The sequence below is a fragment of the Neoroseomonas eburnea genome (genome assembly GCF_018129005.1).
GTDB classification, from domain to species: Bacteria; Pseudomonadota; Alphaproteobacteria; order Acetobacterales; family Acetobacteraceae; genus Neoroseomonas; species Neoroseomonas eburnea.
The window spans coordinates 14,406-40,351 of sequence record NZ_JAAEDL010000009.1 but is presented as its reverse complement, the minus strand read 5'-3'; the positions used below and the strand labels follow the sequence as shown (position 1 = coordinate 40,351).

Below are 25,946 nucleotides of genomic sequence, written 5' to 3'. Positions count from 1 at the left end.
CGAGGGGGCTTTGCCCCCTCGAACTCCCCCACCAGGGGACTGCGGTCCCCTGGACCCGCGGAGACCCAAGGTACCGGTTTCCGAAGGCCTTAAGCCTCTGGCGCGGGGAGTTTGAGCGGGGCAGCGCCTCTCTCAACCCCTTATGCCGGCGGATGCCCTTGCGCCCTCGCGCCACCAGGGGCAGATGACGCCCATGGACACGACACGCGCGGAGGCGATGCGCCGCCGCAACAGGCGCATGGGCTATGGCATTGCCGCGGTGGCCGCCGGCATGGTCGGCGTCTCCTTCGCCGCGGTGCCGCTCTATGACCTCTTCTGCCGCGTCACCGGCTACAACGGCACGGTGCAGCGCGGCGAGCTGGCGCCGGGCGCGACGGACCGCACCATCACCGTCCGCTTCGCCGCCCAGACCGACCGCAGCCTGCCCTGGAACTTCCGCGCCGAGCAGCCCGCCATGACCATCCGGCTCGGCGAGGAAGGTCTCGCCTTCTACAGCGCGGACAACCGGGCGGAGACGCCGGTCACCGGCATCTCGGTCTACAACGTCACGCCGGAGAAGGTGGGCCGCTACTTCCACAAGGTGGCCTGCTTCTGCTTCGACGAGCAGACGCTCGCTCCGGGCCAGCGCGCGGACATGCCGGTCACCTTCTGGGTCGACCCGCGCATCGCCGAGGACCCGAACACGCGCGAGGTCACCACCATCACGCTCTCCTACACCTTCTATCGCACGCTGGAGGACGCGCAGCGCGCGGGCGCCCTGGCCAGCGCCGGGCCGCATGTCGGGCGTGTCGCGGCACCGCGGGCCAACTGACGCCGCGAAGCTGGTTGCGGCCGCGGTCCGAGCGGCATTCTTCGCCCCGCCGGACTTGATCCGGCAGGCGATTTCGGGATTGATGCGCCGAGATGCGGGCGGCCCAGCCGGCCTTTCCGCGCGCGCCCTCAGGTCCAGGAATTACGATGGCCACCACCACTGAAGCGCACGGCAACGGCGCATCGCCCTACAAGCACCCGTACCATCTGGTGGATCCCTCGCCCTGGCCGTTGATGGGTTCCTTCAGCGGCGGCGCGCTGGTGCTCGGCATCGTTCTCTGGGCCCACAACGGCAGCCAGTGGGTGTTCTGGCTCGGCCTGCTCGGCGTGCTCTCCACCATGTTCTTCTGGTGGCGGGACGTGGTGAAGGAAAGCAGCACGCCGGGCCTGCATTCGCCGATCGTGCGCATCGGCCTGCGTTACGGCATGACGCTGTTCATCGCCTCCGAGGTGATGTTCTTCGTCGCCTTCTTCTGGGCCTATTTCCACTTCGCGCTGTATCCGGACCATGTCTCCGGCGCGGCGGCGCCGGCGGTCTGGCCGCCGCGCGGCATCCATACCTTCGACCCGTGGGGCCTGCCTTTCCTCAACACCATGATCCTGCTGCTCTCGGGCTGCACGGTGACCTGGGCGCATGCGGCGCTGATCAACAACGACCGCAAGGCGCTGGTCCAGGGTCTGGCGCTGACGGTGCTGCTCGGCGTCCTCTTCACCTCGCTGCAGGCCTGGGAATACTCGATGGCGCCCTTCCCCTTCCGGGACGGCGGCGTCTATCCCTCGGTGTTCTTCCTCGCCACCGGCTTCCACGGTTTCCACGTGATCGTCGGCACCACCTTCCTCGCGGTCTGCCTGCTGCGCGCGATGAAGGGCCACTTCACGCCGGAGAAGCATTTCGGCTTCGAGGCCGCGGCCTGGTACTGGCACTTCGTGGACGTGGTGTGGCTGTTCCTCTTCGTCTGCATCTACTGGTGGGGCGCGGGCGAGATCGCGCAGCACTGATCTGATGCCCCCGCGGGCGCCGGGCGGCGGCCATCCGGCCGCCCCGACCTTGGAGCCCGTTCGGAAAAGCGCCGTGCGGCGCTTTTTCATGTCTGGCCCTGGCGGGTGGGGGACAGTCCGCCGAGGTGGCGCAGTCGCGCTCCCGGCCTGGCCTAAGAGCGGTTTCCGTTCGCCTTGGCTCACGGCAACCGCTCCAGCCTTTTGTTTTCGCGAGCATCTTTGTCCGATCGGGTGATTCCACCGGATCGGGCTCTGCTCTAGGGCCCGGCCGCGTGTTTTTTCCGGGGCTTCCGTGGAGGGTGCTGGTGACTGAAGGGGCTTCCTTCGCAACCGTGGCGCTGCTCGGCCGTTGTCCGCGCTGCGGCAAGGGCAAGCTGTTCCGCGGCGTGCTCGACATTCGCGAAAGCTGCGAGTCCTGCGGCCTCGACCTGCGGGCGCATGATGCGGGGGACGGGCCGGCGGTCGCGGGTATCTTTTTCATCGGTGCCGTCACGGTCGGCCTCGCCCTCTGGGTCGATGTCCGGTTCGAGCCGCCGCTCTGGGTCCACGCGGTACTGTGGCCGGCGCTGGTCCTGCCCCTTTCGGTCCTGACCATGCGGGTGGCGAAGGCGGCGCTGGTCGCGCTGCAATGGCGCCACCGGCGCGACTCGGCCTGACGGAGGGGCCCCGGGCGTCCCGTGCGGCACCTGTTCCCCACCCCGGCCGCGCCTTCCGCCCCGGGCTCTTCCGGGCCCCTGCGCGACCCCGTATAGCCACCCTCCATGGCGTCCCCCCACGGCCTGCGCCGGCTGCTCCTGCCGATCCTGGTCGCAGTGCCCGTCCTGGCGGTGCTGCTCGGCCTCGGCACCTGGCAGGTCGGACGCCTCGCCTGGAAGACCGGCATCCTCGACCGCATCGCCGCGGCCGAGGCCGGCCCTGCCGCCCCGCTTCCCGCCGCCCCCGACGCCTTCGCCAAGGTCGAGGCCGCCGGCCGCTTCGACCATACCCGCGAAGCCCTGCTCGGCCTCGAGGTGCGCGGCACCACCCTCGGCGCTCGGCTTCTCGTCCCCCTGCTGCGGGACGGCGCGCCGCCGGTCCTGGTCGATCGCGGCTGGGTGCCCCTGCAGCGCAGCGCCCCGATCGACCGGCCCGAGGGCCCGCTCCGCGTCACCGGCTGGGTGAGGCCGGGCGAGACCGCGGGCATGTTCGCCGCGCGGGACGACGTGCCGGGCCGGCACTTCCACAGCTTCGACCCGGCCGCGATCGGCGCCGCGCTCGGCCTGCCGGAGGTCGCGCCCTTCGGCCTGGTGGCCCTCGGCGAGCCGCGGGGCCTGCCCGAGCCGGACCGCCTCCTGCCCCGTCCCAGGAACAATCACCTGGGCTATGCCATCACCTGGTACGGCCTCGCGGCCGCCCTCGTCGGGGTCTTCCTCGTCTGGGCGCGGCGGCGGCTGAAGGATTGAAAGCGACATGCACAACGCCGCCTATGACCGCCTGAAGGCCCGCTTCGCGCGCATCGCCGCGCTAGGGGAGGCGGCCGCCATGCTGCACTGGGACGCCTCGACCATGATGCCGCCCGGCGGCGGCGAATCGCGCGGGGAGCAGCTCGCCGCCCTCGCCGGCCTGGCGCATGAGCTGCTGATCGCCCCGGTGGTCGAGGAGGATCTCGAGATCGCCCGCGCCGAAGGCGAGTGGGAAGAGGCGAACCTCGCGCTGATGGAGCACGCCCATGCCCGCGGCACCGCCCTGCCGACGGACCTCGTCGAGGCGACCGCGCGGGCCAATTCCGCCTGCGAGAAGCTCTGGCGGGAGGCGAAGGCGCGCGCCGATTTCGCGCTCGTCCGCCCGGCCCTGACCGAGGTGGTGCGCCTGCAGCGGGAGACGGCGCAGGCGCTCGCCGCGGCGCTGTCCATGGGCCCCTATGACGCGCTGATGGACGGCTACCAGCGCGGCATCACCGCCGCCGATGTCGAGCCGGTCTTCGCCGCCTACGAAGCCTTTCTCGCCGAGGCCCTGCCGCGTGCCGAAGCGATCCAGGCCGCGAAGCCCGCCCCGGTGCCGCTGCCGGGGCCCTTCCCGACCGAACTGCAGCGTGCGCTCTGCCGGCGTCTCTCCGAGCGGGTCGGCCTCGACTACGAGCATGCGCGCCTCGATGAATCGCTGCATCCCTTCTGCGGCGGCACGCCGGCCGACGTGCGGCTGACCACCTTCTACGACGAGAAGGATGCCTCCAAGGCGCTGCTCGGCGTGCTGCACGAGACCGGCCACGCCCTCTACGAGCGCGGCCTGCCGGAAGCCTTCGCGCGCCAGCCGGTGGGCGACGCCGCCGGCATGGCGGTGCATGAATCGCAGTCGCTGATCGTCGAGATGCAGGCCTGCCGGTCCGATGCCTTCCTCGGCTTCCTCGGGCGGGAGCTGCGCAGCGTTTTCGGCGGGCCGGCGGCGCCCTATGCCGCGGAAAACCTCGCCGGCCTGTGGCGGCACGTCGAACGCGGCTTCATCCGCGTCGACGCCGACGAGATCACCTACCCCGCCCATGTCATCCTGCGCTTCCGGCTGGAGCGCGCGATGATCGCCGGCGACCTCGAGGTCGCCGACCTGCCCGGCGCCTGGAACGAGGCGCTGCACCGCATGCTCGGCATCACCCCGCCGGACGACGCCAGGGGCTGCCTGCAGGACATCCATTGGCACGACGGCGCCTTCGGCTACTTCCCCTCCTATACCCTCGGCGCCATGGCGGCGGCGCAGCTCATGAAGGCGGCGCGCGCTGCCGAGCCCGGTCTCGATGCCGCGCTGGCGGAGGGGGACATGGCGCCGCTGCTCGCCTGGCTGCGGAGGAATGTCCACGGCAAGGGCTCGCTGCTCGGCTTCCAGGACCTGCTGCGCGCGGCGACCGGCAAGCCGCTTGACCCGCAGGACTTCATCGATCACCTGCGGGCGAGGTACCTCGCCTGACGGGCGTGCCGACGCCCGTCAGCCCGGCGGGAGAGCATCGAGCGCGTCGTAGACGCGGTAGAACGCCTCGGTGAGCCCGGCCGGGGTGTAGGTCTGCGCGCCGCCGTAGCGCACCCTGCCCGCCGCCGCCTGGATGACGCTGACGCCGCGATAGGCGCGCTCCGTTTCCGGCGCCATGCCATAGCGGCGGAGGATCGCCGGATAGGCCGGCAGGTCGATCTGGTCCAGCGCCATGGGCAGCGGCCCGGCCGCGGCCGGGTCGAATTCGAGCCTGGCCGCCTGGGCGAGGCGCATCGCCAGCCAGAGCAGCAGCAGGTTCGACGGGTGGTTCGGCGTGTGGAAGTGGCGGCCATTCCTCATGACGCGCCCGATGACGTCGCTGATGACGATGTCGGTGTCCTTCTCCCTCGCGCGGATCTGGTCGAGCGCCGTGGCGAAGGGGTCGGGGGCGGCGGCGAGGAGTTCCTCGCCATCCAGCCGTGCCGATGCGGCGGCGGCCGGCTCGCCGCGGCGGTACGCCTCCAGCACCTGGCCGACATGGTAGTCCCCGAGCGGCCCGCCGATCGGCTGGAGACCGTCTGTCAGCAGGTGGCGGACATCCGGCGTGTAGCCGCCGAAATAGACATTCGGGAAGGTGATCACCCGCCCTGGGAAGCGCCTCGCGAGGGCGGTGGTGCTGAGGCCGGGGATGCCGCGGGCATCGGTGAACTGGTGGGTGACCCGCTGGCACAGGATCACTTCCGCCTCGGCGAGCCGTGCCAGGGCCCCCGCTTCGTCGGCCGGGCCGAGCAGGTGGATCTCCCGTATCGCTTCCACCCTGAGCCGTGGGCTGGCCCGCCGCAGTGCCTCGGCGAGCAGCGGCACCTGGCAATTGCCCAGCAGGGCGACGTGCATCGGTCGGGTTCCTGCGGGGCCTGCCTGTTCGGGCCCGGACGCCGAGGGACCCTAGGAAAGACGGCCCGGAGGCGCAATCCGGCGGATGCCCTCTCGCCCCGTGCCGGCCGGGTCTGTATCACTCCGCCCCATGCGCTACGTCTCCACCCGCGGGCAGGCCGCCCCGCGCGACTTCGAAGCCGTCCTGCTGGCGGGGCTCGCCGAGGATGGCGGGCTCTTCGTGCCGGAGGAATGGCCGGTGCTCACAGCCGCGCAATGGCGGGCGCTGCGGGGCCTGCCCTATCCGGCGCTGGCGGCACGAATCATCGGCCTGTTCGGCGCCACCGGCCTGCCTTTGGAAACGATCTGCGCCGAGGCCTATGCCGGCTTCGGTCATCCGGCCGTGGTGCCGCTTGTACAGCTCGACCACCGGACCTTCGCCCTCGAGCTCTTCCACGGGCCGACGCTCGCCTTCAAGGACATGGCGCTGCAACTGCTCGGGCGGATGTTCGACCACGTGCTGGAGAAGCGCGGCGAACGGGTGACTATCGTGGGCGCGACCTCCGGAGACACCGGCTCCGCCGCCATCGAGGCCTGCCGCGACCGTCGCGCGGTCGACATCGTCATCCTGCACCCCGAGAATCGCACCTCCGAGGTGCAGCGCCGGCAGATGACCACGGTGCTGGCGCCGAACGTGAAGAACATCGCGGTGCAGGGCGATTTCGACGCCTGCCAGGACCTGGTGAAGGCGATGTTCAACGACGCCCCCTTCCGCGCCGAGATGCGGCTGTCCGCCGTCAATTCCATCAACTGGGCGCGCATCGCGGCGCAGATCCCCTACTACGTCGCGGCCGCCCTGGCTCTCGGCGCGCCGGATCGCGAAGTGGCCTTCAGCGTGCCGACGGGCAATTTCGGCAATGTCCTGGCGGCCTGGGCGGCGCGGCGCATGGGGCTGCCCATCAGCAACCTGATCATCGGGTCCAACCGCAACGACATCCTGGCGCGCTTCCTCGCCAGCAACGACATGAGCGCGAAGCCGGTCGAACCTTCGCTCTCGCCGTCGATGGATATCCAGGTCTCGTCCAATTTCGAGCGGCTGCTCTTCGAGCTGCTCGGCCGCGACGGCACTGCGACGGCCGAGACCATGACGCGCTTCCGCACCGAGGGCCGCATGCCGGTGCCCGACGCCGCCTGGCGCCGCGCGACCGAGATCTTTCGCGGCTTCACCCTGGACGATGCCGGCACGCTGGCGGAGATCCGGCATCAATGGTCGGCGGCGGGCTACCTCGCGGACCCGCACACCGCGGTCGGCACCGCCGCGGCACGCGCCCTGGCGCCGGCCGACCCGGCTGTCCCGGTCGTCGTCGCCGCCACCGCGCATCCGGCGAAGTTCCCCGATGCCGTGGAACGCGCGACCGGCATCCGCCCCCCCCTGCCGGCGCGGCTTTCCGACCTATATGAGCGGGAGGAGCGCTTCGGCGTCCTGCCGAACGACCTCGCCGCCATCGAGGCGGCGGTCCGCGCCCATGCCCTCCGCAACGCCGCCTGAAGGAAACACCCCCCGCACCATGAACGATGCCGTCCGCGTCACGCGCCTGCAGAACGGGCTCACCGTCGTCTCCGAGACCATGCCGCGCGTCGAGACCGTCTCGGTCGGCGCCTATGTCGGCGTCGGCACGCGGCATGAGGCGCCGGAGGTCAACGGCGTCTCCCACTTCCTCGAGCACATGGCCTTCAAGGGCACGGCGCGGCGCGATGCCGCCGCCATCTCCCGCGAGATCGAGAATGTCGGCGGGCATCTCAACGCCTACACAGCGCGCGAGCAGACCGCCTTCTACGCCAAGGTGCTGAAGGAGGACACGGGCCTCGCCGTCGACATCATCGGCGACATCCTGACCCACTCCACCTTCGCGCCGGACGAGATCGAGCGCGAGCGCGGCGTGATCCTGCAGGAAATCGGCCAGGCCAACGACACGCCGGACGACATCGTCTTCGACCACTTCCAGGAGACCGCCTTCCCCGCCCAGGCGATGGGCCGCCCGGTGCTCGGCACCGAGGACACCATCAAGGCGATGAGCCGCGAGGCGCTGATCGGCTACATGCGCACGCATTACGGGCCGGAGGCGATGGTCGTCGCCGCCGCTGGCGCGCTGGAGCACGAGGCGCTGCTCGACCTGGTGCGCACCCATTTCGCCGACCTGCCGGCGACCTCCACCGCGACGGCGGAAGCCGCGCGCTATGCCGGCGGCGAGTTCCGCGAGGCGCGCGACCTCGACCAGGTGCACATCGTGCTCGGCTTCCCCTCGGTGAAGCATGGCGACCCGATGCACTATCCGACGCAGCTTCTGTCCACCCTGCTCGGCGGCGGCATGTCGTCGCGGCTGTTCCAGGAGATCCGCGAGAAGCGCGGGCTGGTCTATTCCATCTACTCCTTCGCCTCGCCCTTCCGGGACGGCGGGCTGTTCCAGATCTACGCCGGCACCGGCGAGAAGGAAGCGGCCGAGCTGATGCCCGTGACGATCGAGGCGCTGCGCGCCGTGCAGCGCGACGTGACGGAAGAAGAACTCGCGCGCGCCAAGGCGCAGCTTCGGGCCTCGCTGCTGATGTCGCTGGAGTCCACCGGCAGCCGCTGCGAACAGCTCGCGCGGCAGCTCCAGGTCTTCGGCCGGGTGATCCCGGTCGAGGAGACCAAGGCGAAGATCGCGGCCGTCACCGTCGAACAGGTGCAGCAGGCGGCCGCGATGGCCTTTCGCGCACGGCCGACGCTGGCGGCGATGGGGCCGGCGGAACACGTGCCGTCGGTGGATGCGATCATGGAGAAGCTGGCGGCGTAAGGTCGGGGGAGGAGAACCTCCCCCGATCCCCCTCCCTTCTTTGTCCTTTGGGAACTGATCTCGGAGGTCAGTCTCCAGGTGCCAAAGAAGGTTGGGGGGTCCGGGGGGAAGTTCCCTTCCCCCCGGCCTTCTGCCCGCCCGGGGGATTTTTCAGATGGACCGTCTCGCCGCCCTTCAGGACCTGATCGCCGCCGCGAAGCGTGCCGGCGCCGATGCTGCCGACGCCTTGCTGGTGGCGTCCGCCTCGCTCTCCGTCCGTCGCCGCCTCGGTCAGATCGAGCAGCTGGAACGCTCCGAGGGGTGCGATCTCGGTCTGCGTGTCTTCCTCGGCCAGCGCCAGGCGATCGTCTCCTCCACCGATCCTGATCCGAAGGGCTTCGCGGCGCTGGCGGAGCGCGCCGTGGCGATGGCCCGCGTGGTGCCGGAGGATCCCTTTGGCGGCCTGCCGACGGCCGTGGCGACCCCGCCGCGCGACCTCGATCTGACGGATGCCGTCGAACCCTCCGCGCAGGACCTGCTCGCCCGCGCGGCGGCGGCGGAGGAGGCGGCACTCGCTGTCCCCGGCGTGACCAACAGCGACGGGGCGGATGCGAGCTGGGGGCGCTACGATATCGCCCTCGCGGCCTCCAACGGCTTTGCCGGGGGCTACGCCCGGACCTCGCATGCCATTTCCGCCACCGCGCTCGCCGGCAGCGGCACGGCGATGGAGCGGGACTACGACTGGTCCTCGACCGTCCATCTCGCGGATCTGGATGACCCCGTCGCGATCGGCCGGCGGGCGGGAGAGCAGGCGGTGCGCCGGCTGAACCCGACGCGGCCGAAGACCACACGCCTTCCGGTGGTGTTCGATCCGCGCGTGGCGGGCAGCCTGCTCGGCCATCTGGCGGGCGCGATCAACGGCGCGGCGGTGGCGCGCGGGACGTCGTTCCTGAAGGACCGGATGGGGCAGCAGGTGCTGGCCGCCGGGCTGACCGTGCGCGACGACCCGCTGCGCCGGCGCGGCCTGCGGTCGCGGCCGTTCGACGGGGAGGGCATGCCCGGGGAAGGGCGTGCGATCGTCGCCGACGGGGTGCTCACCACCTGGCTGCTCGACTGGCGGTCGGCACGGCAGCTCGGCCTTGCGTCCACAGGCCATGCCAGCCGCGGGGCCGGCGGCCCGCCGGGGCCGGCGCCGACCAACCTCTGGCTGGAACCTGGCGGGCTGACCCCGGCGGCGCTGATGGCCGACATCGCGGAAGGCCTCTACGTCACGGACCTGATCGGGATGGGTGTGAACGGCCTGACCGGCGACTACAGCCGCGGGGCCGCCGGCTTCATGATCCGCAACGGCCAATTGGCCGAACCGGTCAGCGAGGTGACCATCGCCGGCAACCTCAGGGAGATGTTCCTGAACATGGCGCCGGCTGACGACCTCGTCTTCCGCCGGGGCACGGACAGTCCGACGGTCCGGGTGGACGGGCTGACCCTGGCCGGCGCTTAGGCTCCGGTCGCCGGGCCGCCGCCGGTACGCCATGCCCGCGCGAAGCCAAGGCGGCCGGAGGGCCGCCGCCTGGCGGGCGAGTTGCGGCCAGACCCCGCGGCCCGAGGCCCTTGGCGTCGGGCCGGGAGCGCGCATGCGCGACCGCGCGCGACCGATCGCCGCCGCCGGTACGCCATGCCCGCGCGAAGCCAAGGCGGCCGGAGGGCCGCCGCCCGGCGTCTGAGGGCACACAAAGACTCTTTCGTTACCTTGCGTCGCAACACGGGCCTGGGTTAGGGCTTGCCCATGGAAGGCCCCGCCTCCGACGCAGACCGGCCGATGCCGGAACTCCCCGTCGCCGACCTCGTCGCCGCCGTGCGTGCCTTGCGCCGCGCCTCGGTACTGGTGGTGGGCGACGCCATGCTCGACCGCTACGTCTATGGCGTGGTCCGCCGCATCAGTCCGGAGGCCCCCGTGCCCGTGCTGGCGGTGGAGCGCGAGGTCGCCATGCCCGGCGGCGCCGGCAACGTGGTACGCAACCTCACGGCGCTCGGCGCTGCGGTCGCCTTCGTCTCCGTGGTCGGCGACGACCAGGCGGGCAGCGACCTGACCGGCCTGATCGGCGGCCAGCCTGGCGTCGAACCCTGGCTGCTGGTGCAGGGCGGCCGGCACACAACCACCAAGACCCGCTTCATCGCCAACGGCCAGCACATGCTGCGCGCGGACCAGGAGGTGGTGCAGGGCATCCATCCGCGCCTTGCCGACCGCATGGTGAAGATCGCCGGCGATGCGGTGGCCGCGACGACCGTGCTGGTGCTGTCCGACTACGGCAAGGGCGTGCTCGACGGCGATACGGCGAAGCGGCTGATCGAATCCGCGCATGCCGCCGGCCGCCCGGTGGTGGTGGACCCCAAGGGCCGGGACTATGCCCGCTACGCCGGCGCTGACATCGTCACGCCCAACCGGGCCGAGCTCGCCGAAGCCACCGGCATGAAGGTGGACAGCGAGGAGGGGATCCTCGCTGCCATGCGCGCTCTCAAGGCGGCGCATGGCTTCGGTGCCGTGCTGGTGACGCGCAGCGAGGACGGCATGACGCTGCTCGACGGCGACCGCGTCCATCACTTCCCGGCCGAGGCCGAGGAGGTCCACGACGTCTCCGGCGCCGGGGATACGGTGGTGGCGGCGCTCTCGGCGGGGCTGGCGGCCGGGCTGGGGCTGCCGGTCGCGGCGCGCCTGGCGAACATCGCCGCCGGCATCGTGGTCGGCAAGGTCGGCACCGCGGTGGCGCGCGAGGAGGAACTGCTCGAGGCGCTGACGCCCGAGCGCGGCGCCCTGCGAAAGGTGATGTCGCGTTCGGCCGCGATCGAGCAGGTGGAACGCTGGCGCCGCCGTGGCTGGCGCATCGGCTTCACCAATGGCTGCTTCGACCTGCTGCATCCCGGCCATGTCCATCTGCTGGAGCAGGCGCGATCCTGGTGCGACCGGCTGGTGGTGGGGCTGAACACGGATGCCTCCGTGAAGCGCCTGAAGGGCGCCGCGCGGCCGATCCAGTCGGAGGCCGCGCGCGCGGCGGTGCTGGCCTCGCTCGCCACGGTCGATTGCGTGACGCTGTTCGACGAGGACACGCCGATCGAGCTGATCCGCGCGCTGCGCCCCGAGGTGCTGGTGAAGGGCGCGGACTACACGGTGGAGCAGGTGGTCGGCGGCAACATCGTGCTCGACTACGGCGGCCAGGTGAAGCTGGCCGAACTCCTGCCGGGCAATTCCACCACGGCGACGGTGGCGCGGATCAGGGGCTGATGCGCAGCATTGGCGTGGCGGCCGCGCGCGCAGCAACGGCCTTCATGGCGAGGCAACCGAAGGCCCGGCCGGCCCAGCCTGCACGATGATCCCGAGCGAGGTCGCCGGTATCCCTTCCACGCTGACACGCAGATGCGGCGGCGCCGGCAGGGCCAGCCCCTTGCCCGACATCGGCGCATAGGGCGGCGTATCGATGTAGCCGTCGAGCGGCAGCCGCCCCGCGGCTTCCTCGATCGGCAGCATGCGGTGGCCGCGCACGGCGAGCCGCCCGGCGAGCATCTTCATGTCCTGCCAGGAGAAGGCCACGCAGGGCCAGTTGTCGAGCTTCGGCCCGTCCTCCGAGAAGCGGTACTCGGTCGTGTGCACCGCGATGCCGCCGGGCTTCAGGCACGCCATCGTCGCCTCGACGAAGGCGAGCCCCTGCTCGATCGAGCCGAGATGCTCGAAGGAGCAGGAGGACCAGACGAAGTCGAAGCCGCCGGCAAGGTCCGCCGGCACGTGGTTCATGTCCACCGGGCGGAAGCTGCAGCGGGCGAGGAAGGTCTCGCGGTCGACCAGGCGCGCGTGGTGCAGGTCGTCGAGCCGCGCGGCGTTCTGCCGCGTGGCGGCCCAGGCGGCGGCGCGGCCATCGGCGGAATCGAGGTCGGTCGCCAGCACTTCCACGCCGCGCGCGGCGAGGAACGAGGGCAGGGGCTCCTGCCCGACCGCGAAGCCGACGCCGCGTTTCCCGGGCGCCAGCATGCCGGCTTCCCACAGCGCCTGCAGGATGAAGCCGTATTCCCAGGCCTTGCGGTGATAGGAGAGCCGTGCGCCCAGCGCCTCCCGCCAATGCGCCATCCAGGGCTGTTCCATGTCCGCCTGGCGGCAGACGCGGCTGGTCAGGCGGATGCGGCGCGGCGCCGCAGGCGGCGGCACGGCCGGCAGGCGCTCGGCCTGCCGGCGCGCCAGGTCCGCGGCGAGCGTCTTCACGTTCAGGACGGTGTTCGGCAGCTCGCGCAGGGCGAGCGAGAGCGGGTCGAGATGCGGCCGGCCCTCCGCGTCGTTGGGCGAGGCGAGGCGATGGCCGATCGCCTCGACCACCAGCGCGTGGAGGCGCGGCGCGAATTCGGCATCGCCGGCGAGAAGGTCGAGAAGGTCCTGCGCCTCCCTGCGGCGGGCGGCCTCCCGCCGCTGTCGCCGGCCTGCCGGCGAGAACCACCAAGGAAGACGTCCCATGCCCCCAGCCCCGCCGACCGGAATATGTCGCAGGCGCCCGGCACCGACCGTCTGCGTGGAGATGCTCGCCCATCGAGCCGGTCGCACGATTCGTGGCGCGCCGTGCAGAGGTCAAGCGACGCCGTCGGAGTCGCTTCCGTTCGCAGCGGCTCACGGCATGGCTGCTGCCGTCCGGATTCGCGTGCAGCCTCGCCCGGTCGACTGATTCCGCGCGATCGGCGCCTGCCCTATTCCAGCCGAAGCGCCGCACGCAGTTCGGCGGCACCGGCCGGATCCGCCAGCGCGGCGAGGCGGCCGCCGGCGAGCATCGCATAGCGATGCAGCAGCGCCCGCCGGCGCGCCGGCGCGAGCCGATGGTCCGGCGCGTCCCGCAGCAGGGCGGCGTCGCGGTCCTCCGCGATCACCAGGCCGGTGTCCTGCGGCAGCAGTTCCTGGGGGAAGTCGAGGTCCACGGCGAAATAGAGCCGGTCGCACCAGGCGCGGTAGTCGGGCCATTTGGCGTCCGAGAGGAAATCCCGCGCGCAGGACTTCACTTCGAGGATGACGAAGTCGCCGCTCGGCTGCAGGGCGAGGATGTCGGCGCGGCGGCCATCCGGCAGCGGCACCTGCTCGACCGGCGCCCAGCCGCGCAGCGCGCAGAAGCGGGCAGCGGCGCGGGTGACGGCGAGGGTGCGGGCGGGCGCGTCCATGCGGCGATGTTCGCGCTTCGTTCGAGATGAGGCAAGGGGCGCGGCTTGCCCCCACCTCGGAGGCGGCGGCCTGCCCGGATCGCCGCAGGCGGAACGGGGGGAGGGCACGCGGCCCACCCCCGCCCCGCTCGCGTCACACCACGAACATGACTTCCGGGTGATTGGTCCAGAAGTCGAGCAGGGTGATCGACCCGCCATCGTCGAGGTCGATGACGAAGTCCACCTTCGCCGTCCCGCCGACATGGTCGGTGCGGTAGCCGAGCACGCCGACGCCGTCTTCCAGCGCGATCCTGTCCGCCGGATGGAAGTCGGTGATGACGTCGTCGCCGGTGCCGGATCCGAAGACGAAGATGTCGAACCCCATGCCGCCGGTCAGCACGTCGTCGCCGGCACCGCCCGTGATGATGTCGCCGCCCATCTCGCCGAGGATGGTGTCGTTGCCCTCGCCCCCGAGCAGGATGTCGTGGCCGATTCCGCCGAGCATGGAGTCGTTGCCTGCGCCGCCGTCCAGGATATCGTTGCCGAGGCCGCCCATCAGCAGGTCGTCGCCGCTGCCGCCGTCGAGCGTATCGTGGAATACGCCGCCGTCGAGCGTGTCGTTGCCCTCCCCGCCGATCAGCGTGTCGTCGCCGATGCCGCCGTCGAGAATGTCGTCGCCCTCGCCGCCGTCCAGGATGTCGCGATAGAAGCCGCCGTCGAGCGTGTCGTTGCCCTCGCCGCCGAGCAGGCTGTCCTCGCCGGCATCGCCGATCAGCAGGTCGTGGCCGGCGCCGCCGAGGGCGGTGTCGTTGCCGTGGCCCGTGAGCAGGACATCGTCGCCGTCGCCGCCGTCCAGGAGATCGTGCTGGTAGCCGCCATCCACCGTGTCGTTGCCGCCGCCGGCCAGCACCACGTCGTGATTGCTCCCCGCGTCGATGCTGTCGGCGCCGCCGCCCGCATCGATGCTGTCGGCACCGGTGCGACCCGTGAGGCTGTCGTCGCCGAGGCCGCCGAGCAGGGTATCGGCACCGTGGCCGCCGGTCAGCGCATCGTCGCCCGCCGTGCCGTCGAGCACACCCGTGCCGGCCAGGGTGATGCCTTCGAACACCGTGTCCGTGGCCCGGACGTTGAGGTCCTGCAGTCGCTCGTCGCCCGTCGCCGAGGTGTCCGCCTCGTCGTAGGCGGTCTCCGGCGTGGCATGCTTCGCCGCCATGTACTCCTTCATCGCCTGCTGTTCGCCCAGCGCGTCGGCCGGGGTGACGGAGACGAAGTCCACGCTCTCGTCGAGCGCCGGCCCGAGCGTGCCGTCGGCGAGCAGGTAGCGGAAGTTCTCGCCGTTCGCCTTCACCGGGTAGCCGTCGCCGCCATTGGCGATGAAGTTCAGGGTCACGACGGAGATGCTGTCCGGCGCATCGGCGCTGACCTCGCCATTCTCGATCAGGCGGGCGATGACATTGCCGTCCGCGTCGATCACCGCGAGGTTGACGACGCGCGAGCCCGCCGGCGCATCCGGGTCGTAGGAGACACTGAGGCCGCCGATCTGCGGATAGCGCCCCTGGTTGCCCAGCGAGGCGACGCCGTGCTCCAGGATGGCCTTGAGCCCGGCCGCCGTGGTGTCGAACACCATCAGCTTGTTGTCGAAGCGCAGCGCGTTCTCGATGTCGAGGGTCGAGACGCCGCCTTCCGCCTTGCCGGCATCCGGGTTGGCGAGCGGCGGCTCCTTGTCCCCGGTCACCACGTCGATGGCGCCGATCTGGCTGCGGATGCCGCCGCCGTTCTTCAGCGAGCCGACCAGCAGCCCGCCGCCGAGGGCATCCTGCGCCGCCAGCAGGTTGGCATCGGCGGTGATGTTGCCGAGGTTGGTCTCCTGGTTGCGGACCTGGTTGCGCTCACCTTCGAGATAGACGTCGGTGTAGCCCCAGATTTCGCCATCCTTTGCGCTGATCACCGCCTGCACGGCCTCGGTGATCTCGGCGACCTGGTCGCCCTTGGTGCCTTCGGCGAAGGCGGTGGTGTCGAGTTCCGCCTCGGTCACGCCCCAGGCTTCGGCCACGTTCTCCGTCGTCGCGGCGTAGGCGCCGTTGATCGCCGGGTCGAGGCTGTCGGTGATGATGCGGCCTTCGGCGTCGAACTCGACGACCAGGCGGCCGAGATAGGTGTACTCGTTGTCGGTGTTGACGATCAGCGTGGTGCCGCCGTCCGCGCCGTTGGTGAGGATCGGGTAGGTGTCGGCGAAGTCCGCCGCGTGGCCGGGGAACTCCACCGCCTCGTCGTCGGCATCGCCGAGGCGGGTGTTGGAGCCGGCGGCGAGGATGATGTCCACGCCCGACAGCAGCGGCGCGAGCTGTTGCTCGAAGTCGATCTGCTGCAGGTGCGCCATCAGCACAATCTTGTTGACGCCCTGCGCGATCAGGTCGTCGATGACCGGCTGGAGCTGGGCCGCGAGCAGCGCCATGTCGTTGGTCTCGCTGCCGTCGCCGGCGAAGCCTTCGACCTCGACGCCGCCCGTCGAGGAGATCGCCTCGAGGATCTGCGTCGTGACGCCGACCAGGCCGATCAGCTCATCGCCCTTTTCCACCACGGCGGAGGGCACGATGCGGCCGGCGAGGCCGGCGGCGTTCTCGAGGCCCGCCGTCGCCGTGGTGTCGGTGTAACGGCCCGACAGCGCACCGTCGCCGGAGAAGTCCAGGTTCGAGGTCAGGTAGGGGAAGGCCGCGTCGGCCACGGCATCGGCGAAGGCATTGGTGCCGAGGTCGAATTCATGGTTGCCGACGGTGGAGGCCTCGACGCCGATCCGGTTGTGGATCTCGATATCCGCCGCGCCGGGATTGTTGCCGCGGCTGTGCGTCGCGGCGACCGAGGCATCCGTGCCCGCCGCCAGGAAGGGCCCCGGGATGTAGTTGTCGCCGCCCGAGAGGATCAGCGTATTGGCGTAGTCGTCGTCGAAGGCGTCGACCAGCGCGGCGAGGTTCGGCGCCGTGTCGGAGGCGAGCAGCCCGGCCTCGCCGTCGGAGAAGTGCAGGAGCTGGAGGGTGAAGGTCCCGGAGAGCTCGTAGAGGGAGGTGGTGGCGCTGCCCTCGTTCGGCACGACCAGCAGCGGGGTCCCGTCCGGCGACTCCTCGGCGGGGATGAAGGTGATCACCTCCGGCGCCTCGTCGTCCGGGGTGGTGATGAAGCCGGTGAAGGTGAACTCGTCCGCCCCGTCGATGCGGAAGGAGGCGACGCCGTTGGCGCGCTCCAGCCCGACGAAGAGGTAGGTTTCGCCGTCGATCTGGCCGATGGTCAGGCCTTCCGGCTCGACGCCCTTGTTGTCGTCGCGGTTCTCGTCGTAGTTGGCCGGGAACTCCGTGGCGATGATCTCGTCCAGCATGTTGCCGCTGTCGAAGACCAGCGTGCCGTCCGTGGTCCAGACGCTGAAGGAACGCCCGCCGAAGGCGTAGAGCTGGTCGTAGTCGCCGTCGCTGTCGGTGTCGCCCATGGTGGTGGTGACGGTGAGCCGGCCGAGCGCGGCGTTCACCTCGGCATCGGGGAAGGCAACCGGGTCGAGCGTCAGGGAGGAGACGCGCGCCTCCTCGTTGAAGCCGGGCCAGTCGGCGCGGGCATCGCCCTCGTTCGCGGTGATCAGGTAGGTGGTGCCGCCGATGTCCACCGCCTTGATCGCATCCGGCAGGTACATGCCGAAGACCGGCGCGCTGACCGGGGCGAAGACATTGTCCTGGTCGTTCAGCGAGATCTCGTTGCCGGGCAGCGAATGGTCCTTGAAGCCGAGCGGCAGGATGCCGGTGAAGGTCGCCGTCTCGATGTCGAGCACGCCGATCGCGTTGGCCTCCTGCAGCGTCACATAGGCCGTGCCGGGATCGTTCGGGTCGATCGTGATGTATTCGGGCTCGAGGTCCTGCGCGACCGTCGCATCGGGTCCGAAAATGCGCACGCCGTCGGCGATGAGTGCGTCCCTGGCCGCGTTGAAGGCCGTGAAGTCGGCCGTGGCGACGCTGCCGGTGGCGACGTCGATGATGCTGACCGACCCCACGGGATCGACGCTGTCAACCTGGCCGTAGGAATTCGGCTCGCCCTCGTTGGCCGTCAGCAGCTTCGTGCCGTCCGGGGAGAAGGTGATCTGGTCGGGCTGCGCGCCGACCGTGATCGCGCCATAGCCACGCTCGGTCAGCGTCACCTCGTCGCCGCTGCGCGCCACGTCGAAGACCAGCACCGTGCCCGGCTCGGTCTTCGGCACGGCTTCGAGGGCCAGGGCGATGACGCCGTCATGCGCGGCGACGCTGTTGATGTTGCCGAAGGCCCCGGTGTCGAGGCTCGTGAGGATGGCGCCGGTTGCCGGATCGATCACGTCGAGGCCGTCCGGCGCCACCACGAAGAGGAGGCCGGTCGCCGCATCGAAGGCCGCGACTTCCGCGTTCAGCGCGGCGGAACCGTTCGCCCCCGTATGGGCCACGGTGGACGTGGCGGTGGCGCTGAGTTGGGTGCCTGACATGGGGAGCTCCGGCTGTGAAACGTCACGAGCCCGATAGAAGGGAGATCCGAAGGTCCGCTCGCATGTGCCGGTGACAGGCGTGTTAATGAATTGTTGAAATTCGGTTCACCCGCTTGCGGGCGCGGCCGATCCGGCCCGCCCGCGCGCGGGACAAGCCCCCTTCAGCGCGCCAGTCCGCTCGGCTTCGGGGTGGCGCCGACATTGCCGGCGGACCGCCCGGCATCGACCGGCAGCGTCACCCCGGTGATCCAGCGCGCGGCGGGGGAAGCAAGGAAGCAGGCGGCCTCCGCCACATCCCAGGCGCTGCCCTCGACCTTCAGCAGGCCCGCCGTCGCGCGCTGCTGGCGCAGCTCCTCCGGCATGCCGCGGGAGGCGACCATCGGCGTGTAGACGTAGCCCGGCGCCACCGCGTTCACGCGGATCAGGTCGCCGCCGTGATGCGCGGCCATGGCGCGCGTCATCTGCACGATGGCGCCCTTGGTGGTGGCGTAGGCAAGTCCCGGATGCCCGCCCTGCAACCCGGCGACGGAGGAGAGGTTCACGATCGCGCCGGCCCCCTGGCGCCGCATCTCCGGCACCGCGTACTTCGCCATCAGCATCACCGACTTCACGTTGACCTGCATGGCGTGGTCCCAGGCGACCTCATCCACTGCGGTGGCGTCGCCGGGCGGGCCACTGATGCCGACATTGTTCACCAGCACATCGACGCGGCCCCAGAGGCGCACCGCCTCCGCCACCGCGCGCGCGCAATCGGCCGGCTTCGACACGTCGCAGACGGCGCCGGCGCAGGTGCCGCCCTCGGCGCGGATCATCTCCTCGGTGCCGTGCAGCCAGCCGCGCTCGACATCGAGCAGCAGCACGCGCGCGCCGCGGCGGGCGAGCAGCACGGAGATCGCCCTTCCATTGCCGATGGTGGTGGTGCCGGTGCCCGGGTCGCGCGATCCGGCGCCGGTGACGATGGCGACGCGCCCGTCGAAGCGGGTGTTGTCCTGCATGGTTGGCTTCCTCCTGTACGCCGAGCCTGCACCCGCCGCGCGGTGCCGCAAAGGGCAGGGTGCTTGCGCGGCGCGCGGGGCGGGGCCACCTCGGCCGCATGATGCGCCGCGCCCTTCTCGCCCTGATGCTCCTCGCCGCGCCGGCCGCGGCGCAGGAGGGCCCCATCGCCTCCGAACGCGCGACCTTCCGCGTCTCGGTCTTCGCCTCCGGGCTGGAGCACCCCTGGGGCGCCGTCTTCCTGCCCGACGGGTCGATGCTGGTGACGGAGCGGCCGGGAAGGCTGCGGCGGGTGACGCCGGATGGCCGACTCTCCGTGCCGCTCGGCGGCGTGCCGCAGGTGGAGCAGGGCGGCCAGGGCGGGCTGCTCGACATCGCGCTGGCGCCGGATTTTTCCCGCACGCGGGAGGTCTTTCTCTGCCAGGCGGCGGCGGTGCAGGGCGGCGCGCTGACGCGGCTCGTCGCCGCGCGGCTGTCGCCGGCCAATGACGGACTCACAGGCCTGCGCCGGTTGCTCGACGCGACGCCGGCGCAGGCGAGCGGCCGGCTGCATTTCGGCTGCCGCATCGCCTTCGGGCGGGACGGGCATCTCTACCTCTCGACCGGGGAGCGGAACGAGCGCGCCCGCGCCCAGCGACTCGACGACCTGGCCGGCAAGGTGATCCGCCTGACGCGCGAGGGCCAGGTGCCGGCGGACAACCCCTTCGTCGGCCGCGCCGGCGCGCGGCCCGAGATCTGGTCCTATGGCCATCGCCACCCGCAGGGCCTCGCCGTGAACCCCTGGACCGGCAGCCTGTGGGAAGCTGAGTTCGGGCCGCGCGGCGGGGACGAGATCAATGTCGTCCGCCGCGGCGCGAACTACGGCTGGCCGGTGGTCAGCCACGGGCGGGAATACTGGGGGCCGCGCATTTCCCGTGAAACATCGGCGCCCGGGATCGAGGACCCGATCCATGTCTGGGTGCCCTCGGTCAGCCCTTCCGGCATCGCCTTCTATGACGGCGCGGCGTTTCCGGGCTGGCGCGGCAGCCTTTTCGTCGCGGCGCAGGCGACGCCGGGGCTGGTGCGGCTGACCGTCGACGGTGACCGGGTGACGGGGGAGGAGCGGCTGCTCTGGGACAGGGTCGCCCTGCGCCAGGTCGTGGTGGGGCCGGACGGGCTGATCTACCTGCTGACCTTCGGGGAGGAAGGGCGGATCCTGCGGCTCGACCCGGCGTGAGAGTCTGTTTGGAAGAGCGCCGTGCGGCGCTTTTCCATGTCCGGCACCGGCCCGCACCCCCACCCGGCCACCCACGTCAGTATCCTGGAATGGGTGGCCGGGTGGGGGTGCGGGCCGGTGCCGGACTTTCCAAACGGTCTCTGAGCCGCGGGCGCATTGGCGCGGCGACGGGGGCGCGCCATGCTGGCGGCAACGCCGGACATCACGGAAACGCCCGCCATGACTGCCGCCGATCGCCTTCGCGCCCGCCTCGCCGCGGGCGGCATCCTCTCCGCGCCAGGTGCGCCCGACACGCTGGCCGCGCGGCTGATCGAACGGGCAGGTTTCGAGGCGATCTACATGACGGGTTTCGGCGCCACGGCCTCGCGGCTCGGGCGGCCGGACATCGGCCTGCTGACCCAGACCGAGATGACGACGCATGCGCGCGACATGGCGCGCGCCGTCTCCATCCCGATCATCGCCGATGCCGACACCGGCTATGGCGGGCCGGCGAACATCGCCCGCACGATGGAGGAATACGCGCAGGCCGGCGTCGCCGCCGTGCATCTGGAGGACCAGGTGGCGCCGAAGCGCTGCGGGCAGCTCGCCGGCATCCGGCTGATCCCGGCGGAGGAGGCGGCGCGCCGGCTGCGCTGCGCGAACGCGTCACGCGCGCCGGACGGCCCGCTGGTGATCGGCCGCACCGATGCGATGCCGGCGATGGGCCCGGAGGAAGCGGTGCGCCGCGCGCTGATCTACCGCGACGCCGGGGTGGACCTGGTGTTCGTCGACGGCATCAAGCGCATCGCCGAGGTCGAGCACGTGGCGCGCCACGTGCCCGGCCCGAAGGTGGTCAGCATCGTGGACGGCAACGAGACCACCGCACTGACGGCGCAGGCACTGGAGCAGATGGGATTCTCGGTCGTGCTCTACGCCGTCACCGCGCTGTTCACCGCGGCGAAGGCGATGGCCGATGCGCTCGCGGTGCTCAAGCGGGACGGCACGCCCGCCGCGGCGGCAGGGGCCATGATGGGGTATGCGGAATTCAGCGAACTCGTGGAACTGCCGCGCTTCCAACGGCTGGATAAGGCGTTCGGCTGAAGAGGGGAACCGGAGGGGCGGCGCCCCATACGCGCGAACATTTGCGCTGTTGATTGGAGAGGGGCTCTGCCCCTCTCCAGACCTCACCCCGCCAGGGTGCAGTGCACCCTGGACCGGCCGATACCGGGGACCGGGCATGATTGCCCCGCCGGCAACAAGAAGGGCGCGGCGCATCCTGCGTCGCCGCGGAATTCCTGCTGTGCCCGACACCAGGTGACGGTTTCCAAAGGCCCTTCGGCCTTTGGTGGGGAGAGGTCCGGAGAGGGGCGACGCCCCTCTCCGCTTCCCTCATCGCCCCATGCTCGCGCGCATGGCGCGGCGCCTCTCCAGCCGCGTCAGCGTCCCTCGAACTGCGGCGCGCGCTTCTCCAGCATCGAGTCCACCGCTTCGCGATGATCGCGCGTCCCGTGCGCCAGCGCCTGGTAGGCCGCCGACATCTCGAGCAGCGTGGACAGCCGCATGTGCTGGCTCTCGCGCAGCAGGCGCTTGGTCAGGCGCACCGCCTGGGGCGGATTGACCGCGATGCGTGCCGCCATGTCGCGGGCCGCCGGCAGCAGGTCGTCCGGCGCCACCACCCTGGAGACGAGGCCGCAGGCCAGCGCCTCGGCCGGGTTGATGGCATCGCCGGTGAGCGACATCTCCAGCGCCTTCGACATGCCGACGACCTTCGGCAGCAGGTAGGCGCCGCCGTCGCCCGGCACGATGCCGACCTTCACGAAGGATTCGGCGAAGCGCGCGCTCTCGGAGGCGATGCGGATGTCGCACATGCAGGCGAGGTCGAGCCCCGCGCCGATCGCCGGCCCGTTGATCGCCGCGATGGTCGGCACGTCCATCTCGTAGAGGGCGAGCGGGATCATCTGGATGCCACGCCGGTAGGATTCGCGGATCTCGGCGCCGCTGTTGCCGCCGGTGATGCCGGTCTTGTCGCGCATGCCCTTGAGGTCGCCGCCGGCGCAGAAGGCGGAGCCGGCGCCGGTCACGATCACCACGCGCACGGCGTCGTCGCGGTTCAGGGCGCGGCAGGTGTCGGCGACCTCGGCGCATTCCTCGGCGGAGGAGATGGCATTGCGCTTGTCCGGCCGGTTCAGCGTGAGGGTGACGACATGGCCGTCGCGCGAGATGTTCAGGAAGCCGGTCATGCGGTGGTGTCCTCGTCGCGGGATGTCAGGAAGGTCCAGAGGTGGCCGCCGGCCTGGGCGGTCGCGCCGATGCGCGCGGACCAGAGGCGTTCGGAACCGCCCTCGTCGCGCCAGGACCACAGGCGGCGCGTGAGGTGATGGAGCGCATGCTCCTCGGTGATGCCCATGGCGGCGAGCACCTGGTGGGCGATGGCGGCGCCCTTGGCCGCGGCCTCCCCTGCCGTGACCTTGGCGCAGCCGATCTCGAAGGCGGCGCCGGCCAGGCCGCGGCGGTCGGCGGCGCGCGCGGCGGCGGCGGCGGCGACCGAGGCCGCCGACGTTTCCGCGGCGAAGACCGCGAGCTGCTGCTGCACGGCCTGGAAGCGTCCGATCGGGCGGCCGAACTGCTTGCGCGTGTTGGCGTGCTCCACGGCCAGCGCCAGTGCCGCCGACATGGCGCCTGCGATCTGCGCCGAGCGCAGCAGCGCCGTCAGCAGCAGCGCCGCTTCTGCGCCCCAGCCGTTCGGCAGCGTGCCCTCGGCGAGCGGTGTGCCGGTGACGGTCGCGGTGTCGCGAGGCTCGCGCCCGATGTTGGTGCCTTCCGCCCAGCGCAGCGAAGCGGCGGGGTAGAGGGCCACACGGGCGCCATCGACCAGAACCATATGTGCGGCGTGGCGGCCCCAGGGGACCGGCGCGCCGGCGGAGGCAAAGGTCAGCGTGCCGTCCGGCGGCGTGATGCCGGCGGCGGAGAGCAGCGCGGCGGCGGCGATGCCTTCGGCCAGCGGCACGGGTGCGCCTGCGCGGCCGAGGGCTTCCAGCAGCGGCATCGCGTCCTGGAAGCCGAGGCCGGCGCCGCCCTGGTCTTCCGGCACCAGCGCGGTGGCGAGGCCGAGTCCGTCCAGCGCCGTCCAGGCGCCTTCCGGGAAGGCGCCGGATTCCAGCGCGCGCAGCGTTTCCACACCGGTTGCGTCGGCCAGCGCGCGCGAAACCTGTTCCGCGAGTTCCGCGGCGATCCCGGTATCCATCAGCGGAGCCCCAGTTCGCGGGCGATGATGCCGCGCATGATCTCCCGCGTGCCGCCACGCAGGGAGAAGGTCGGCGTGATCTGCGTCAGGTAGTCGTGCATGCGTCGCATCTCCTGCGGCATGGCCTCGACGTCCATCAGCTCTCGCATCCGGTGCGGCAGCGCCTGTTCGAAATCATTGCCGAGGTCCTTCACCAATGCTGCCTGGCGCACCGGGTCGGTGCCGTCCTGCAGCATGCCGGCGACGGCCGTGGACATGGCACGCAGCGTCCAGAGCCGCGCCACCTGCCTGCCGAGCGCCGGTGCCGCCGTGGCGTCGTCCTTCATTGCGCCGAGCGAGGCCTCCAGCAGCGGATGCGAGGACAGGTAGCGATCCGGCCCGCTGCGCTCGAAGGCGAGCTCACTGGTCGACTGCGCCCAGCCGGCACCTTCCTTTCCGACCAGCGCGTCGTCCGGCAGCATCACGTCGTCGAAGGTGATCTCGTTGAAGCCCTGCTCGCCCACCAGGTCGCGGATCGGGCGGATGGTCACGCCCGGGGCGCGCAGATCGACCAGCACCTGCGACAGGCCCTGGTGCCTGGATCCCCCTTCAGGCGCGGGCGAGGTCCGCACCAGCGCGATCATCCAATCGCAGAGATGGCCGAAGGTGGTCCAGATCTTGCGGCCGCTGAGCTTCCAGCCGCCATCGACCTTGTCGGCGCGCGTGCGCAGGGAGGCGAGGTCGGAGCCGGAATCGGGTTCGGACAGCCCGATGCAGAAGGCGTATTCGCCCGTCACGATCTTCGGCAGGAACTTTGCCCGCTGCGCTTCCGTGCCGAGACGCAGGATCAGCGGCCCGGATTGCCGGTCGCCGATCCAGTGCGCGCCGACCGGCGCGCCGGCGGCGAGCATTTCCTCCAGCACGATGTTGCGGTCGAGGAAGCTGCGTTCCCCGCCGCCGTATCGCTTGGGCCAGCACATCCCGATCCAGCCGCGGGCGCCGACCGCGCGGGTGAAGTCGCGATCGAAGCCCATCCAGGACCTGGCACGCACTTCCGGCGTCCAGCGGTGCCCATGTTCCGCGATGAAGGCACGCACCTCCCCGCGCAGTGCCGTTGCCCCGGGTGGCGGGTCGCGAAGGTCGAAGCGCAATCCTGTCATGGCCGGTCTCCGAAGAAGGAGGGGGGATTCGGGGGGAGTTCCCTCCCCCCGACCTTGTCGCGCGTGTTCATCAGACGATCCCCTTCGCCCTGGCGGTGCCGATCTCCTCCGCTGTCATCCCCGCGAAATCCGCAAGCACGTCGTCGGTATCGCCCCCCGGTGCCGGGATGCCGTGCCGGTACTCGACCGGCGTTGCTGAAAGATGCAGCGGGGAGCCCGGCACGCGCACGGTGCCGCCCTTGTGGTGCGGGATCTCGACGATCAACCCGCGTGCCCTGATATGCGGGTCGGCTTCGACATCCGCCGCGGTGTTGATCGGCCCGGAGGTGATCTTCGCCACCTCCAGCTTCGCGAGCCATTCGGCGCGTGGCCGCGTCTTCAGCAACGTGCGCATGCGGTCGAGCAGCGCGGCGCGATGTTCCGAGCGGTCTCGCGCGCGCTTGAAGCGCGGGTCGTCCGACCATTCGGGATGGCCGAGGGCTTCGGCCAGGCGGACGAATTCGCGGTCGTTCAGCACGCCGATGACGAATTTCGCGTCCGAGCCCTCGAAGACCCCGTAGGGCACGGCGACCGGGCTGTCGTTGCCGCTGCGCGGAAACAGCCTTCCGGCGTTCAGCCAGGACGACATCGGCGCCTGCATCAGCGACGACATGGTCTCGAACAGGTTGACGTCGATGCACTGGCCTTCGCCCGTCGCGTCGCGGTGGCGAAGGGCGGCGAGGATGGCGACGGTCGCGGCGAAGCCGGTGAACATGTCGGCGACCGGCACGCCGACGCGCTGCGGGCCGCCGCCGGGGATGTCGTCGGCCTCGCCGGTGACTTCCATCAGCCCCGCCATCGCCTGGGCGACGAAGTCGTAGCCGGAGCGGCCGGCATAGGGGCCGGACTGGCCGAATCCGGTGATCGAGCAGTAGATCAGCCGCGGGTTGACGGCGCGCAGATCCTCGTAGCCGAGGCCGTAGCGGGCCAGCGTGCCGGCGCGGAAATTCTCGATCAGCACGTCGGCCTTCGCAGCCATGCGCTTGAGGATCGCCGCGCCCTCGGGCTTGGCGAAATTCACCGAGACGGAGCGCTTGTTGCGATTCAGCGAGACGAAATAGGTGCTGTCCTCGCTGTCCTTGACGAAGGGCGGGCCGAGGGCGCGCAGGTCGTCGCCGTCGCCGCGGCGTTCCACCTTGGCGACGTCGGCGCCGAGGTCGCCGAGCATCTGCGCGCAGAGCGGGCCTGCCACCACCCGCGTCAGGTCCACCACGCGCAGGCCATCGAGTGCCCCGGCCATGTTTCCTCCTGTGGA

At 71.2% G+C, this 25,946-nt stretch carries 20 protein-coding genes; 11 read left to right on the top strand and 9 right to left on the bottom strand.

The features are described from left to right. The first annotated feature begins 193 nt into the window (after positions 1–193). From GXW74_RS10915 to GXW74_RS10895, 5 genes are all read left to right on the top strand, one after another. Positions 194–811, top strand: a complete 618-nt coding sequence (locus GXW74_RS10915) for a cytochrome c oxidase assembly protein (protein ID WP_211846536.1) — start codon at positions 194–196, stop codon at positions 809–811. Positions 812–957: 146 nt separating this feature from the next. Beyond that, positions 958–1,809 (top strand): cytochrome c oxidase subunit 3, encoded by an 852-nt coding sequence (locus GXW74_RS10910; RefSeq protein ID WP_211846535.1) that lies wholly within the window; start codon positions 958–960, stop codon positions 1,807–1,809. Between the two features lie 305 nt (positions 1,810–2,114). Beyond that, entirely contained in the window at positions 2,115–2,465 is a 351-nt protein-coding gene (locus tag GXW74_RS10905; RefSeq protein ID WP_338148204.1) for a DUF983 domain-containing protein, read from the top strand. Between the two features lie 105 nt (positions 2,466–2,570). After that, the gene (locus GXW74_RS10900) at positions 2,571–3,251 is read left to right on the top strand and encodes an SURF1 family protein (protein WP_211846534.1); all 681 of its coding nucleotides are present in this window, start codon (positions 2,571–2,573) and stop codon (positions 3,249–3,251) included. 7 nt (positions 3,252–3,258) lie between these two features. Continuing rightward, positions 3,259–4,743, top strand: coding sequence for a carboxypeptidase M32 (locus GXW74_RS10895; protein ID WP_211846533.1), 1,485 nt, complete (start codon positions 3,259–3,261; stop codon positions 4,741–4,743). An 18-nt stretch (positions 4,744–4,761) separates the two neighbouring features. Here GXW74_RS10895 and GXW74_RS10890 read toward each other — a convergent pair whose 3' ends face one another. Then, complete coding sequence (locus GXW74_RS10890; protein ID WP_211846532.1) at positions 4,762–5,637, bottom strand: WcbI family polysaccharide biosynthesis putative acetyltransferase; 876 nt, start codon at positions 5,635–5,637, stop codon at positions 4,762–4,764. A gap of 130 nt (positions 5,638–5,767) precedes the next feature. Here GXW74_RS10890 and thrC point away from each other — a divergent pair, with 130 nt between their 5' ends. From thrC to rfaE1, 4 genes are all read left to right on the top strand, one after another. Beyond that, a complete protein-coding gene (gene thrC / locus GXW74_RS10885) occupies positions 5,768–7,165 on the top strand; it encodes a threonine synthase (RefSeq protein WP_211846531.1) in 1,398 nt (465 codons plus the stop codon). Positions 7,166–7,184: 19 nt separating this feature from the next. After that, positions 7,185–8,450, top strand: coding sequence for a M16 family metallopeptidase (locus tag GXW74_RS10880; RefSeq protein ID WP_211846530.1), 1,266 nt, complete (start codon positions 7,185–7,187; stop codon positions 8,448–8,450). A gap of 154 nt (positions 8,451–8,604) precedes the next feature. Beyond that, on the top strand, positions 8,605–9,930 hold the full coding sequence (locus GXW74_RS10875; protein ID WP_211846529.1) for a TldD/PmbA family protein: 1,326 nt from the start codon (positions 8,605–8,607) through the stop codon (positions 9,928–9,930). A gap of 318 nt (positions 9,931–10,248) precedes the next feature. Then, on the top strand, positions 10,249–11,709 hold the full coding sequence (gene rfaE1, locus GXW74_RS10870) for a D-glycero-beta-D-manno-heptose-7-phosphate kinase (RefSeq protein WP_211846528.1): 1,461 nt from the start codon (positions 10,249–10,251) through the stop codon (positions 11,707–11,709). A gap of 42 nt (positions 11,710–11,751) precedes the next feature. Here rfaE1 and GXW74_RS10865 read toward each other — a convergent pair whose 3' ends face one another. The 4 genes from GXW74_RS10865 to GXW74_RS10850 all read right to left on the bottom strand — a co-directional run bounded on the left by GXW74_RS10865 (position 11,752) and on the right by GXW74_RS10850 (position 19,076). Continuing rightward, entirely contained in the window at positions 11,752–12,924 is a 1,173-nt protein-coding gene (locus tag GXW74_RS10865; protein ID WP_211846527.1) for an SAM-dependent methyltransferase, read from the bottom strand. Positions 12,925–13,151: 227 nt separating this feature from the next. Next, entirely contained in the window at positions 13,152–13,613 is a 462-nt protein-coding gene (locus GXW74_RS10860; protein ID WP_211846526.1) for an MmcB family DNA repair protein, read from the bottom strand. Between the two features lie 133 nt (positions 13,614–13,746). Beyond that, positions 13,747–18,081 carry a choice-of-anchor I family protein gene (locus GXW74_RS10855; protein WP_211846525.1) on the bottom strand — a complete coding sequence of 1,445 codons (4,335 nt, stop codon included), beginning with the start codon at positions 18,079–18,081 and terminating at the stop codon, positions 13,747–13,749. A 161-nt stretch (positions 18,082–18,242) separates the two neighbouring features. Beyond that, positions 18,243–19,076, bottom strand: coding sequence for an SDR family NAD(P)-dependent oxidoreductase (locus tag GXW74_RS10850; protein ID WP_211846524.1), 834 nt, complete (start codon positions 19,074–19,076; stop codon positions 18,243–18,245). Positions 19,077–19,174: 98 nt separating this feature from the next. Between GXW74_RS10850 and GXW74_RS10845 the strand changes: the two genes are divergently transcribed. Both GXW74_RS10845 and GXW74_RS10840 read left to right on the top strand, forming a co-directional pair. After that, positions 19,175–20,290: a PQQ-dependent sugar dehydrogenase gene (locus tag GXW74_RS10845; protein WP_246523205.1), complete on the top strand. Its 1,116-nt coding sequence runs from the start codon at positions 19,175–19,177 to the stop codon at positions 20,288–20,290. Between the two features lie 219 nt (positions 20,291–20,509). Further along, positions 20,510–21,370, top strand: coding sequence for an isocitrate lyase/PEP mutase family protein (locus GXW74_RS10840; protein ID WP_211846523.1), 861 nt, complete (start codon positions 20,510–20,512; stop codon positions 21,368–21,370). A gap of 335 nt (positions 21,371–21,705) precedes the next feature. On the opposite strand, the gene GXW74_RS10835 is transcribed toward GXW74_RS10840, so the two are convergent. From GXW74_RS10835 to GXW74_RS10820, 4 genes are all read right to left on the bottom strand, one after another. After that, positions 21,706–22,509: a crotonase/enoyl-CoA hydratase family protein gene (locus GXW74_RS10835; protein ID WP_211846522.1), complete on the bottom strand. Its 804-nt coding sequence runs from the start codon at positions 22,507–22,509 to the stop codon at positions 21,706–21,708. Then, positions 22,506–23,513, bottom strand: a complete 1,008-nt coding sequence (locus tag GXW74_RS10830; protein ID WP_211846521.1) for an acyl-CoA dehydrogenase — start codon at positions 23,511–23,513, stop codon at positions 22,506–22,508. Before GXW74_RS10830 ends, GXW74_RS10835 begins: the two co-directional genes overlap by 4 nt. After that, complete coding sequence (locus tag GXW74_RS10825) at positions 23,513–24,652, bottom strand: acyl-CoA dehydrogenase family protein (protein WP_211846520.1); 1,140 nt, start codon at positions 24,650–24,652, stop codon at positions 23,513–23,515. Before GXW74_RS10825 ends, GXW74_RS10830 begins: the two co-directional genes overlap by 1 nt. A 70-nt stretch (positions 24,653–24,722) precedes the next feature. Further along, positions 24,723–25,931: a CaiB/BaiF CoA transferase family protein gene (locus GXW74_RS10820; protein ID WP_211846519.1), complete on the bottom strand. Its 1,209-nt coding sequence runs from the start codon at positions 25,929–25,931 to the stop codon at positions 24,723–24,725. Positions 25,932–25,946: the final 15 nt, after the last annotated feature.

Coding starts and splice junctions, on each gene's coding strand:
- GXW74_RS10915 (WP_211846536.1), top strand. CDS start 194: ATGGACACGACACGCGCGGAGGCGATGCGCCGCCGCAACAGGCGCATG.
- GXW74_RS10910 (WP_211846535.1), top strand. CDS start 958: ATGGCCACCACCACTGAAGCGCACGGCAACGGCGCATCGCCCTACAAG.
- GXW74_RS10900 (WP_211846534.1), top strand. CDS start 2,571: ATGGCGTCCCCCCACGGCCTGCGCCGGCTGCTCCTGCCGATCCTGGTC.
- GXW74_RS10895 (WP_211846533.1), top strand. CDS start 3,259: ATGCACAACGCCGCCTATGACCGCCTGAAGGCCCGCTTCGCGCGCATC.
- GXW74_RS10890 (WP_211846532.1), bottom strand. CDS start 5,637: ATGCACGTCGCCCTGCTGGGCAATTGCCAGGTGCCGCTGCTCGCCGAG.
- thrC (WP_211846531.1), top strand. CDS start 5,768: ATGCGCTACGTCTCCACCCGCGGGCAGGCCGCCCCGCGCGACTTCGAA.
- GXW74_RS10880 (WP_211846530.1), top strand. CDS start 7,185: ATGAACGATGCCGTCCGCGTCACGCGCCTGCAGAACGGGCTCACCGTC.
- GXW74_RS10875 (WP_211846529.1), top strand. CDS start 8,605: ATGGACCGTCTCGCCGCCCTTCAGGACCTGATCGCCGCCGCGAAGCGT.
- rfaE1 (WP_211846528.1), top strand. CDS start 10,249: ATGCCGGAACTCCCCGTCGCCGACCTCGTCGCCGCCGTGCGTGCCTTG.
- GXW74_RS10865 (WP_211846527.1), bottom strand. CDS start 12,924: ATGGGACGTCTTCCTTGGTGGTTCTCGCCGGCAGGCCGGCGACAGCGG.
- GXW74_RS10860 (WP_211846526.1), bottom strand. CDS start 13,613: ATGGACGCGCCCGCCCGCACCCTCGCCGTCACCCGCGCCGCTGCCCGC.
- GXW74_RS10855 (WP_211846525.1), bottom strand. CDS start 18,081: ATGTCAGGCACCCAACTCAGCGCCACCGCCACGTCCACCGTGGCCCAT.
- GXW74_RS10850 (WP_211846524.1), bottom strand. CDS start 19,076: ATGCAGGACAACACCCGCTTCGACGGGCGCGTCGCCATCGTCACCGGC.
- GXW74_RS10845 (WP_246523205.1), top strand. CDS start 19,175: ATGATGCGCCGCGCCCTTCTCGCCCTGATGCTCCTCGCCGCGCCGGCC.
- GXW74_RS10840 (WP_211846523.1), top strand. CDS start 20,510: ATGACTGCCGCCGATCGCCTTCGCGCCCGCCTCGCCGCGGGCGGCATC.
- GXW74_RS10835 (WP_211846522.1), bottom strand. CDS start 22,509: ATGACCGGCTTCCTGAACATCTCGCGCGACGGCCATGTCGTCACCCTC.
- GXW74_RS10830 (WP_211846521.1), bottom strand. CDS start 23,513: ATGGATACCGGGATCGCCGCGGAACTCGCGGAACAGGTTTCGCGCGCG.
- GXW74_RS10825 (WP_211846520.1), bottom strand. CDS start 24,652: ATGACAGGATTGCGCTTCGACCTTCGCGACCCGCCACCCGGGGCAACG.
- GXW74_RS10820 (WP_211846519.1), bottom strand. CDS start 25,931: ATGGCCGGGGCACTCGATGGCCTGCGCGTGGTGGACCTGACGCGGGTG.